The organism is Vibrio casei (genome assembly GCF_002218025.2).
GTDB classification, from domain to species: Bacteria; Pseudomonadota; Gammaproteobacteria; order Enterobacterales; family Vibrionaceae; genus Vibrio; species Vibrio casei.
Window position 1 is genome coordinate 1,511,358 of record NZ_AP018680.1, and the last position, 12,138, is coordinate 1,523,495.

Annotated in this window: 7 protein-coding genes; 4 read left to right on the forward strand and 3 right to left on the reverse strand. The window is 41.6% G+C overall.

Features of this window, described 5'->3' with window-relative positions:
- Positions 1–148: 148 nt before the first annotated feature.
- The 3 genes from VCASEI_RS07255 to VCASEI_RS07265 all read left to right on the forward strand — a co-directional run bounded on the left by VCASEI_RS07255 (position 149) and on the right by VCASEI_RS07265 (position 5,536).
- Entirely contained in the window at positions 149–775 is a 627-nt protein-coding gene (locus VCASEI_RS07255; protein ID WP_086963272.1) for a DUF2760 domain-containing protein, read from the forward strand.
- Positions 775–2,634 (forward strand): Hsp70 family protein, encoded by a 1,860-nt coding sequence (locus VCASEI_RS07260; RefSeq protein ID WP_086963270.1) that lies wholly within the window; start codon positions 775–777, stop codon positions 2,632–2,634. The genes VCASEI_RS07255 and VCASEI_RS07260 overlap by 1 nt, the downstream gene beginning before the upstream one ends.
- Before the next feature lie 91 nt (positions 2,635–2,725).
- On the forward strand, positions 2,726–5,536 hold the full coding sequence (locus VCASEI_RS07265; RefSeq protein WP_089110634.1) for an Hsp70 family protein: 2,811 nt from the start codon (positions 2,726–2,728) through the stop codon (positions 5,534–5,536).
- A gap of 464 nt (positions 5,537–6,000) precedes the next feature.
- Here VCASEI_RS07265 and VCASEI_RS07270 read toward each other — a convergent pair whose 3' ends face one another.
- On the reverse strand, positions 6,001–6,558 hold the full coding sequence (locus VCASEI_RS07270) for a helix-turn-helix domain-containing protein (RefSeq protein ID WP_077313899.1): 558 nt from the start codon (positions 6,556–6,558) through the stop codon (positions 6,001–6,003).
- Positions 6,559–6,734: 176 nt separating this feature from the next.
- Between VCASEI_RS07270 and VCASEI_RS07275 the strand changes: the two genes are divergently transcribed.
- Positions 6,735–7,349 (forward strand): LysE family translocator, encoded by a 615-nt coding sequence (locus VCASEI_RS07275; protein ID WP_089110633.1) that lies wholly within the window; start codon positions 6,735–6,737, stop codon positions 7,347–7,349.
- A 468-nt stretch (positions 7,350–7,817) separates the two neighbouring features.
- Here VCASEI_RS07275 and VCASEI_RS07280 read toward each other — a convergent pair whose 3' ends face one another.
- Together VCASEI_RS07280 and VCASEI_RS07285 are read right to left on the reverse strand one after the other, a co-directional pair.
- A complete protein-coding gene (locus tag VCASEI_RS07280) occupies positions 7,818–10,901 on the reverse strand; it encodes an efflux RND transporter permease subunit (protein ID WP_089110632.1) in 3,084 nt (1,027 codons plus the stop codon).
- Positions 10,902–10,941: 40 nt separating this feature from the next.
- On the reverse strand, positions 10,942–12,024 hold the full coding sequence (locus VCASEI_RS07285; RefSeq protein WP_089110631.1) for an efflux RND transporter periplasmic adaptor subunit: 1,083 nt from the start codon (positions 12,022–12,024) through the stop codon (positions 10,942–10,944).
- Positions 12,025–12,138 lie beyond the last annotated feature (114 nt).

Below are 12,138 nucleotides of genomic sequence, written 5' to 3' on the forward strand. Positions count from 1 at the left end.
ATTCATAAGCATAGTTCAGTTAAGGATTTTCAATCGATTTTGTCGGTGTTGTGATAAAATATCGCAATAATTTTTATTTTATTCTTGTGAAATTCAAATATGCCCAAACATCTGGCTAATGAATCCTTGATAGTATAGAGAAACCATCATGACTTTTGATTTAACCGCATTTCCAACAAGCTTCGATATATTACATATCATTCTTGCCATCACCACCGTACTTTTCCTGTTCCTTTCGATGAGAACCCAAACCGTCGAAAAAATTATCGAAAAACCAGTAGAAAAAATCGTCGAAATTGAAAAGCCTGTTGAGAAAATCATCGAGGTAGAGAAAGTCGTTGAAGTAGAAAAAGTAGTAGAGAAGATTGTTGAAGTAGAATCTAAGCTGAAAACCTCTCCAACTGATTCTGCGCTGCAACTAATGTCTATTTTCCAACAAGAAGCGCGTTTATTAGATTTTCTTTCTGAAGACTTAACGGGCTTTAGCGATGAAGAAGTGGGTGCGGCGGCACGTGTTATCCACATTGGTGGGCAAAAAGTACTCACTGACCATTTTACGCTTTCCAATATTCGTAATGAAGAGGAAGAAACACGCATAAGTGTACCTGAGGGCTTTAATGCTCAAGAAATTCGTTTAACAGGTAATGTGTCAGGACAAGCACCATTCACCGGCACCTTAATTCATAAAGGTTGGAAAGCGGACAGCGTAACCCTACCAAAACTGTCTGAAAACTACGATGCTTCTGTTCTTGCGCCAGCAGAGGTAGAACTGTAATGGATTCAAGTCAATTTTTCATTGGTATCGATCTCGGTACCACGCACTGCGTAGTGTCTTACTGCACTATTCTTAATCACACAGACAGTCTTAACGGTGCTGAAAACAGCGTAACACCAACAGTGAAAGTCTTTCCGATTCCACAATTGGTGGCACAAGGCCAAGTTCAATCACTAAATCAACTGCCTTCGTTTTTGTATCAAGCCCATGAAAGTGAGATTGCAATTGATCATATGACACTTCCGTGGTCACAGCCGTCTCAATTACAAGGCAACACCAAAACATTGGTTGGCAGCATTGCTCGTAACATGGGTAATAAAACCCCCATGCGCCTTATTGCGAGTGCAAAAAGTTGGTTATGCCACGGCGGTGTGGATCGTCGTAGTGCCTTTTTACCACAAGGCAGTGATGACGAAGTGCAAAAAGTATCGCCATTAAAAGCCACTGAATTTTATTTAAAACACCTTATGGACGCTTGGGATAACGTACACCAAGACGCACCGTTACGCGATCAACAAGTTACCATTACGATTCCGGCTTCATTTGACCCTGCGGCAAAAGAATTAACTGCAGAAGCCGCTCGTAACACAGGTTTTAATCACATCACCCTACTTGAAGAGCCTCAAGCGGCGCTTTACAGCTGGATTGACAGCAACCATGATGCGTGGCGTGACCAAGTGGAGCTGGGTGATTTAGTCTTAGTCGTCGATATTGGTGGTGGTACCACCGATTTATCTTTGGTTTCAGTTAGCGAACAAGAAGGGAATTTGTCACTTGAACGTATCGCCGTGGGTGAGCATATCCTACTCGGTGGCGACAACATGGACTTAGCGCTGGCTTATCGTTTAAAAATGAATTTAGCCCAACAAGGTAAACAACTTCAACCTTGGCAAGTTCAAGCCATGGCGCACCTTTGCCGTGACGCTAAAGAAGCACTACTTAACGACAAAACCTTAACTTCCGTTCCTATTGTGGTGCCCAGCCGTGGTTCAAAATTACTCGGCAGCACATTAAAAACAGAATTAACTCAACAAGATGTCGAACAAACCTTACTCGAAGGTTTCTTCCCTAAGGTTGCCGTTTCTGAACACCCCGTTCAATCTGCGCGTAGTGCCTTGACCCAGCTTGGACTTCCTTATGCTCAAGACGCTGGCATTACACGCCATATTGCGGCATTTTTATCTCGTCAGAACCAAGATGAACAAACTGAATTTGTGAAACCAAACAAGGTACTGTTCAACGGTGGTGTATTAAAGTCAGAACTCATTTCAGAGCGCCTACTTGGTATTATTAATTCATGGTTGGCGACAAGTCACAGTACACCCATAACTGAATTAACGGGCGTTGATCTGGACCTTGCGGTAGCTCGTGGTGCTAGCTATTACGGTTACGTGCGTCATAACCTTACAACGGGTAACAGCGGTGTACGTATTCGTGGTGGTATCGCTAGCAGTTACTATGTAGGAATTGAAAGCGCCATGCCGGCAATTCCAGGCATGGCTCCTCCAATGGAAGCGATTTGCGTTGCACCATTTGGATTGGAGGAAGGCAGTCATGTTGAACTCTCAAATCAAGACTTTGGGCTTGTAATTGGTCAACCAGTACAATTCCAATTCTATGGTTCAACGACACGTCGAGATGACGAAGTCGGCACTCATCTTGATTTTTGGATGCCAGAAGAACTCGAAGAATTACCGGAAATCCACGTAACACTCGATGCTAGCAACGGCCGTAATATTGGTGACGTGGTGGTGGTTAATCTTACCGCAACCATTACCGAGATTGGGACATTAGAGCTAGAAGCCATCGCGAAAGACAACGGTCAAAAATGGCATGTTGAGTTCAGTGTTCGTCAATAACCATAGATTTAACAGCACACACTAAAACAAAGGCATTGAATCGAACTCAACCATCTATTCAATGCCTTTTGTGTATATATTAGGGATTAACATGACCTCACCTCACAAAAACAATGCTCGTTATTTAATCGGTATCGATTTGGGTACCACCAACAGCGTTTTAGCGTATTGTGAAATTGAAGATAATTTGACGCAAAGTGCTGTCAATATTTTCAAAATAGATCAATTGGTAGGCCCAGGTGAAGTTGTGCGTAAACCTTTATTGCCCTCTTTTCGTTTTCATCCTACAAACAGCCAATTTCAAAACTCAGATATGAGTTTACCTTGGGATACACAGCCAGTTGAAGGTGAATTAGATCAAGTGATCATTGGCGAGTGGGCGCGTGAATTGGGCTCTCAAATTGAAGGCCGACAAGTCTCTAGTGCAAAAAGTTGGTTATCGCATGATGGCGTTGATCGAGAATCGGACATATTGCCTTGGTCGGCGGCTGATAATGTCGAAAAAGTTTCTCCATTACTTGCCAGTGCAAGCTACTTAAATCATATGCGTCAAAGCTGGGATCACCACAGTCCGAACCATAAACTGGCGGATCAAGAAGTGGTGGTGACGATTCCAGCTTCTTTTGATGAAACCGCGCGCAACCTTACCTTAAAAACCGCAAAACTTGCCGGCTTGGCTAACATTCATTTATTAGAAGAACCGCAAGCGGTATGTTACGACTGGTACAGCCGTCATCTCGATTCTGCATCACAACAACTGCAATATATCCCATCTATTTTAGTGTGTGATGTGGGCGGTGGCACCACCGATCTCAGTTTAATTTCAGCCGAGCATCAACAAGATAGCTTATTCCTCAACCGTATTGGGGTAGGTGATCACCTAATGCTTGGTGGAGATAACATTGATTTAGCATTAGCGCATTTGGCCGAGCAACGTTTAAGCCAAAACAAAAAGCTCAATGCGGCTTCGCTGATGAAGCTTATTCAACAAACGCGTAAAGTAAAAGAAGACTTATTGCGCCCCGACGCGCCTGAACAAGCGAAAATTTCCATACTAGGCAGTGGTTCACGCTTAATTGGTGGAACAAAAAGCGCGCCAATCAGTAAAAAAGAAATTCATAATATTGTGTTAGATGGCTTCTTTCCACTCACCGACAAACAAGACATGCCATTACAACGCCGTACTGCGGTGGTCGAGTTTGGTTTACCTTATGCTGCTGATGCCGCGATCAGTCGCCATATTGCTGAATTTATTCAAAACCACTCATCCGATGCTAAAACCCCCACTGCCTTATTATTAAATGGTGGCGTATTTAATAGCGAATTGGTTGAAAGCCGCATGGTCGAGCTATTAAGTCAGTGGCATGGCTCACCTATTACGTTACTGGATAATCCTAATCCCGATTTATCCGTCGCCTTTGGCGCAGTCGCTTATGCTAAAGCTCGTCATGGATCACAACTTAAAATTGGTGGCGGTTCTGCTCGTTCTTACTTTTTGCATTTAAAGCAAAAGAACACGTCAGCCTCTAAAGCCTTGTGCGTTCTAGCAAAAGGCACTGAAGCGGGACAAGAAATACGATTACACGGTCGTCAATTTTTACTTACCCTTGGCGAACCCATTCAAATTGATCTATTAACCTCTACTCAAGAAGTATTCATCGATGCCAATGGCACGTTAACGCCCCCAAAAAATAGTTTATTACTTAATGTTCAACGTAACCTTGAACGAGCCGACTTTAAACCCCTGCCTCCTTACATTGCCACATTAGAAGGCAACCAAGCTCGCGAATCTTTACAAGCGAATCAAAAAGACAGAGTTGAAGTGATTCTCGCCTGTCAACTGACCGAAGTAGGCACCCTCAAGATTGAATGTGTCAGCACCCAAAATGACAACAAACGTTGGTTACTGGAATTTGATACCCGTAAGCATGAAGAATTTGAACAAGCGCAAACGCATCCTCACTTAGAGCAAGCCAAAGAATTCATCACTGTCGCCTACTCTGCCAATAAAAAAGCCGACAACGACAAGCACATTAAAACGCTAAGCAAAGATTTAGAAAAACAATTAGGCAAACGTGACCAATGGGACTTCCCAACTCTACGTCAATTGTTTGATACCTTCTCATTAGGTAAAAAACGTCGTCGCCGCTCAAGCGATCATGAAAAGCAATGGTTACGCTTGGCAGGCTTTACTCTGCGCCCCGGTTTTGGTGACCCCACAGATGAATGGCGTATCGAACAAACTTGGGCGTTATACCAACAAGGTATTCAATTTCCATCGCATCAAACATGGTCAGATTGGTGGATTTTCTGGCGCCGTATTGCTGGCGGTTTGAACCACAATCAACAAGAATCCATCTTGGCTGATATTGCCAAATACCTGCACCCCGGCGCACATCGCAACAAAGGCACAGGAAAAGAAGCCAGCGAACATGGTTATGAAGCCATGGTGAGTCTATCTGCCTCACTGGAACATTTGGATAACGAAGATAAAGTTTTGCTGTCAAACTGGTATTTAAACCGCGCACAGAAAAGTACCGAGCACGTTCAAGCACATTGGTGGGCTCTTGGTCGCTTAGCATCACGAAGCCAATTATACGGCAGCCAGCACAACATCGTCCCTGCGGCGCAAGTTAATCAATGGCTATTGAAAATGCTTGAACTGGATTGGAAGCAAGAATCCATGATTGGCTTTGCCGCGGTAATGATGGGCCGTAAAACCGGTGATCGTAGTATCGATATTTCGCAAGATATTCGCGCCAAAGTGATTGAAAAACTCATAGCCAGTCGCGCGACACCAACTTGGATTGACCTAGTCAGTGAAGTGAAAGAGCTAACGGAAGATGAATCGAAGAAAGTGTTTGGCGATTCGATTCCAGCAGGATTGCAGATGGTGGTGTGATTCCAGCCGTCATGTTAATGGTAACGGAGTGTGATTAGTGTTTTTCTTGGTGGGTGTGTAAATTGTTTTTGGACAATAAATGAGTTTATCTCCCCGTCATCCCTCACATAAACTTAAGCGAAGAAGGTACGAAATCTCGCTTTCACTGAGTATTATTAATGTGAAAGATCCTGGATAATTCGTTCCTCATTTCCGGGATGACGACCTCCATAGTGAATTAAACCTTGGATCACTAAACGATTTTGGGGGCAGAAATCATTTAGGCGTTTCAGGCGGATTCTATCCTTCAGATAACTTCTGGTATCGCAAAATACAATCGGCCACCACTTGCTCTGGTGGCTGAAATGACAGGAAATGGACAGAAATTTGCACAACATTATCCTAGAACTACTAAGGTTATTTAAAATTAAATGCTATTAAATTGCATGTATTTTTGTGTCTAACACTCTCGTAAAGTAGTAGTTTTATCGGTACTCAGAAATCAGCATTGCTCTTGTTCCTTCTTGTAAAGCCTCAAACAAATGCGGCAAATCTCCAGGGTAAGAAATATAATCACCTTCATTAAGCTCATAACTTTCTGAAACCAAACCAAGTCGAGCCTTTCCTGTAGCAATAACAACGTGCTCGATTACGCCTTGATTGTGTGGTTCCGAGTAATGGGGTTCTCCAGGTTCAACTTCAATCCAGTATATATCTCGACTTACATTAGGCGGACATGCTGCAAGCAAAGTAGCGTGGTAATTGTTACGCTTTGAAGCGACTGTTACTCCTTCGCCATGGCGAATAACTTTCGTTTCCTGTTTCGGTGATTCAAGCAAGCGTGATACTGGGATACCTAATACGATACAAATAGACCATAGCGTTTCGATGCTTGGGTTCCCAACTCCGTTTTCCAGTTGAGATAAAGTCGATTTTGCAATTTTTGCCTGTCTGGCAACCTCAGCAATGCTTAGCCCTGAACGTCTTCTTTCCGAATTTAACGTAGCTGCAATTTGTGCAATAGGTGGTTCATTTCTATTCATAGGATAGGTTCGTTATAAAATTTATGTTCATTATATCAAACGATCGTTTTTTTTGACAATTCGAGCTTGTTCGTTCAATATAAAAAACACTCGTTCATTAAAATGCTTGTTCATTTGTCGTAATTCATGAAATGAAAGCGGACATCAAGTATTAAGAGGAAATTAAATTCGAATACATGGTTTCTATAGCGCTATTTGCTATTTCTGCTTCAGTTACTCCTGGCCCCAATAACATTATGGTTATGACATCAGGACTAAACTTTGGCGTGCGAAAGAGCCTGCCTCTACTGACAGGCATTTGTGTCGGATTTACTGTTATGCTACTGGTTGTCAGCTTGGGGTTCGGCCACCTTTTTACACTGTTTCCACAACTGAGTTTAATCATAAAGGTTGTTGGGACAGCCTATTTGCTTTACTTGGCCTGGCTTATATCCAGAAGTGGTTCAGTAGATAGTAGCGCTCAAAAAGCCAAGCCGCTGGGCTTTCTAAAAGGAGCAATCTTTCAATGGGTTAATGCCAAAGCATGGGTAGTTGCTATTGGTGCGATTTCTTCATTCACAACGATAGGAGAACAATACACAACCCAAAGCCTGACCATTGCTACAACCTTTTTCCTCGTTTCGTTTCCATGCGTAGGGATATGGCTACTGTTTGGTTCTTTCCTACAACAAACACTGAAAAACAATAACTATCTAATTTGGTTTAACATGTCTATGTCCGTTTTGTTATTGCTATCGGTCTTTCCTGTAATTGCAGACATTAGGCAGCAGTTAATAGCTAGTTGGCAATGAATGGTGATTCCGAACTCGTCTTAAACGAGTTAACTTAGAAGATGGAAAGAAATGGGAGATTCCGTTCACCACACAGCTAGTTGCAACCATGAGTAAAGTACGGTGATTTCAGTGGCACGATCCGCCACTGAGTAGTTACGTTAACACCGAATGGGGCATAAATGAGCTTCCCCCTCACCGTCACATTAGCCTAGGCGAAGAAGATGCGGGGTCTCGCTTTCACGTAACTTTCATTGATGCGAAAGATTCCGAACAACTCCTACCTCGTTTCAGGAATGAAACACTTGAATATAGTAAATCCTATAATATTCAAACAATTACAATCAACGCCCCCCACCTAACCAACCTTCCCTTAGTTGACACTATTATTCGCAAAAACGGCACTGCAACCTTGTTAACTTTGTATATTCCTAACTAACTCCGCCATTTGAAGTAATTGTCTATCAAAATAATCACTTAGACTATCAATCACACCTTTCTTTGTTCAAGATATGACGGAATACGAAACATTAAAGTATAAGCCACCGGTAACACGATCAATGTTAATACTGATGCGAAACCTAAACCGAAGATAATGGTAATGGCCATCGATCCAAAAAAAGCATCATTTAATAGTGGGAGCATACCGAGCATGGTTGTTATTGCCGCCATTAATACGGGACGAACGCGGCTTATGGTAGAGTCCATCACTGCTTGCAAAGGCGGTTTTCCCTTCTTCAATTCTACGTTGATTTGATCAACCAATACAATGCCATTCTTAATGATCATGCCATTAAGGCTTAATACTCCCAGCATTGCCATAAATGAAAATGGGGCGTTAAATAACAACAGGCCAGATGTCACACCAATCATGGCCAATGGCACAGTAAACCAAATTACCACAGCTTGTTTTAATGAGTTAAACAGCACAATCGTGATGATAAACATGGCAAGAAACCCGAGGGGAATAGAACTAAACACCCCAGCTTCGGCTTCAAGAGATATTTCGCGCTCTCCTCCCCACTCAAATTCATAACCAGCCGGTAAAGGTATAGCTTCGATGTCGGCTTTTACTCTATTGAGCACCGAATCAGACGTTTCATCTTGACCATTCACAGGATCAGCTAAAACGGTAATCACACGTTTTCGGTCTCGACGCATGATCAATGGGTTTTCCCACTCTGTATCAAAACTCGATACCACTTGTGTGAGCGGTACAAAAACATTGTAGTTCGAACTCCACACTTGTACTTTCGATATACTGTCAGCGTCCAGCCTTTCACTGGCAGGCGCTCTTGCAATAATAGGCAATAAATGACTACCTTCGCGATAAATCCCAATTTGTTTACCGCTAAAATTCACCAATAATGAATCATCAATATTCCGTTTGCTTATGCCCGTTTCTCTAGCTTGAGCCAAGGAAATTTGTGGACGAATGAGAGTAACTTGATTACGCCAATTATGACGTACACTTACCGCAGTAGGCTCTGCGTCAAATATAGATGTCGTTTGAGCTGCAAGTTGACGGAGCACTTTAGGTTCGTCACCAAAAAAACGAGCTTCAAGTTTAGCCGCTGGAGCAGGACCATTTTCCATATATTTAAAACGATACTCAGCTTGTGGATATTTAGCGATCAATTCTCGTTCTAATTTACGCATAAACGTATTAAGCGCCGTTAAATCCATCATCTCGATAATGATCTGACCATAAGCGCTATAGGCTTTTTCAGGCATATAGGACAAATTAAATCGTTGTGCTCCTTGACCAATAACGGATGATAAATTCACTAGGCCTATATTATGATCCGCTTGTTGCTGAATAATATCGGCTTCAAGTCGCGATACATGTTGTTCGGTTGCTTTTATATCGGAACCTTCAGGCATCCACACGTTAACAAAAAATATTGGTGTATTTGAAGCGGGAAAAAATACTTGTTTCACATTCCCGAATCCAATGATAGCGGTTATCAACGAGAGAACAATCAGCCCTAATGTTATCCAACGAAAACGCATTGTCAGGTTTAATATTTGACGAAAAATAATAAACAGTAACCCTTTATAAGGGTCATCATCACTTTGTTCATCAGCAACGCCATCTTTAAAGAGGAGATAACAGAAAAAAGGCGTTAACGTCATGGCGACAATCCAACTGATAAACAGTGAAATAAATAACACTTGAAACAAAGAACGGCAAAATTCTCCCGTCGCGGTATCCGTTAAGCCTATCGGAGCAAATGCCATAATGGCAATGATAGTCGCCCCCAACAACGGCCATTGAGTTTGTGAAATGACTTGCTTAGCGGTCTCAAAACGACTTTTGCCTAACTTAATGCCAATCAATATTCCTTCGGTTACCACAATGGCATTATCAACTAACATGCCGAGAGCAATAATTAATGCACCTAATGAGATAATTTGTAACTCAATATTGAGAACGTTCATCACAATAAAAGTACCAAGGATACTAAGTAATAGTACCAACCCCATGAGTAAGCCAGATCGTAACCCCATGAAAATTAGTAATACAACAATAACGATACCAATCGATTCTGCTAAGTTAATTAAAAAACCACTTACGGTTTCATCAACCATTTTACTCTGGTCATAAACTGTATTTAGCATCATTCCTATCGGTAATTCATTACTAAGATCAATTATGCGATTATTAACGGCTGTTCCAACATCAACGACGTTAATGCCACTTGAAAATGAGATCCCTATCGATAAAGATTTTTTACCAAAAGAATGGTAAATATTATCTGGCTTTTCTTCTGTATCTTTATAAATATTAGCGATATCACCCAGATAAATCAGTTTCGAACTATTAGGAGGGCTAATCAATAAACGTTTCATTTCGGCTATATTGTCAAACTCTCCAGTAGGATGAATACGGATACGGTTATCGCCTACACGGACACTTCCAGCATTTGAGACCACATTTTGGCGTTGAATGATGCTATAGATATAACCTCGATCTAATCCAAGCACATTAAGCTTTTCCTGAGATATTTCAACGACCACTTCATCCATGACTTTTCCAGAAATAGTGACCTTTTTTACTCCTTCTATTAACACTAACTCTCGTCTTAAAAAGTCACTATAATTTTGCAATTCTCGGTCACTGTAACCCTCACCTGTCAAATTCAATAAAAGGCCGTAAACGTCACCAAAATCATCAATAACTTTTGGTTTCATTGTTCCCGGCGGTAAAGCGCCTAAATTATCATTCACTTTACGGCGTACTTCGTCCCATATCTGGGGGAGTTCATCAGGGCCAAAGTTCTCTGCCATTTCGATTTCTATTTGAGACAAACCTGCGCTGTTCACCGACGTAATATGTTTAACACCTTCTAACTGCTGTAGAGCATCTTCGATAGGAAGTGTTACCTCTTCTTCCACCTGCTCTGGCGAAGCCCCGGGATAAGCAGTAATGACCAATGCTTGTTTGATGGTAAATTCAGGAAGCTCCAATTGACCTAATTTAAAGAATGAGACCGTACCACCAATAAGCAGCAGGAAAGTAAACATCCAACTTATGACTTTATGGGTAATAGAATATTCAGCAAAATTCATCTATTAAGCTCCGTCTTATTTTTGAAATAAGTAGCATAATTTACACACCTCGTTGCTTACGCAGTGGCTTAACATTAAGATCCTCAACTAAAGCTCCCACCCCCGCAATAACCACTTTATCGCCCACTTTCACCCCCTGAATGATTTCAACACCAGTCGCAGTAACTCTTCCTAATGTGACAACTCGAGAATTGACTTTGCGATTGTCAGAGTCGAAAACCCAGACAATACTTTTACTGTCATTATCTCGTTTCATAATGGCACTGGCTGGCAATACGGCTATCACACTATTAGATTTAGCCGATGACATATCGACGGTTAATTCAGCGCTCATTCCAGGAAAAACCGAGATACTTTTAGGTTGAGGAAGCGTAAACACAACTTCATAACTTTGCGTTCCGAGTGTTACCTGAGTAGCGTTCTCTTTGAGCGTAACGGGAAACTCTAAATCTGGTCTTATGGCAAAGCGCACGCTAGCTTGAATTTTTGCTTGTGAATTAAAGCGAGGAAGATGGCTAATTAATGATTCAGGAACCTGAATGACAATATCAATATTATGGTCTTTCTGTAGAATCAAAATAGATTGATTTGCCTGCACCATTTGAAAGTGATCAATAAATACTTTGGCAACAATACCATCGTAAGGGGCTTTTAATTCGGTATAGCTCAATTGATCTTGAGCACTGAATAAATTAGCTCTAGCTGCTTTAATTTGCGCTTTAGCTAAATCGTAATCAGATTGTGAAATGAGATTACGACGCAACAGCTTATCCTTACGCTTAAAATCAGCAGCAGCAAGTTCATAATCAGCCTCTCGATGTAAAAGCGTATTCCGGGCATCACGGCTATCGAGCCGAGCTAAAACTGTGTCCTTTTTTACCTTATCACCTTCGGATAGAGAGAAATCAACAAGATGGCCAGACAGTCTAAAAGCGAGGTCAGCTCGTTTAGTGGCTGCAACTTTAGCTGGAAACATACGAATCCAATCCTCATTAACATCAGTAATCTCAACGAGTTTTACGGGACGAACGGTTGGTGTGATCACTTCTATTGATTCAACGCCACACCCCATCAAGGTAATAGCAAACACAATAAGTGAAACGGTCTTTGACAATAAAGTCATAAACTTAATTCCATATATCAATTTAAATACGAATGGTGAATGAGTCAAAGATAGCAATCATATTGGTCGATAAATACGGAATGATTAGGAACTGTTAGTTCCATATAATGAAAC

Excerpts from the sequence above, each read along its gene's own strand:
- VCASEI_RS07280 (WP_089110632.1), bottom strand. The coding sequence starts at position 10,901 with ATGAATTTTGCTGAATATTCTATTACCCATAAAGTCATAAGTTGGATG.
- VCASEI_RS07285 (WP_089110631.1), bottom strand. The coding sequence starts at position 12,024 with ATGACTTTATTGTCAAAGACCGTTTCACTTATTGTGTTTGCTATTACC.
- VCASEI_RS07265 (WP_089110634.1), top strand. The coding sequence starts at position 2,726 with ATGACCTCACCTCACAAAAACAATGCTCGTTATTTAATCGGTATCGAT.
- VCASEI_RS07255 (WP_086963272.1), top strand. The coding sequence starts at position 149 with ATGACTTTTGATTTAACCGCATTTCCAACAAGCTTCGATATATTACAT.
- VCASEI_RS07260 (WP_086963270.1), top strand. The coding sequence starts at position 775 with ATGGATTCAAGTCAATTTTTCATTGGTATCGATCTCGGTACCACGCAC.
- VCASEI_RS07270 (WP_077313899.1), bottom strand. The coding sequence starts at position 6,558 with ATGAATAGAAATGAACCACCTATTGCACAAATTGCAGCTACGTTAAAT.
- VCASEI_RS07275 (WP_089110633.1), top strand. The coding sequence starts at position 6,735 with ATGGTTTCTATAGCGCTATTTGCTATTTCTGCTTCAGTTACTCCTGGC.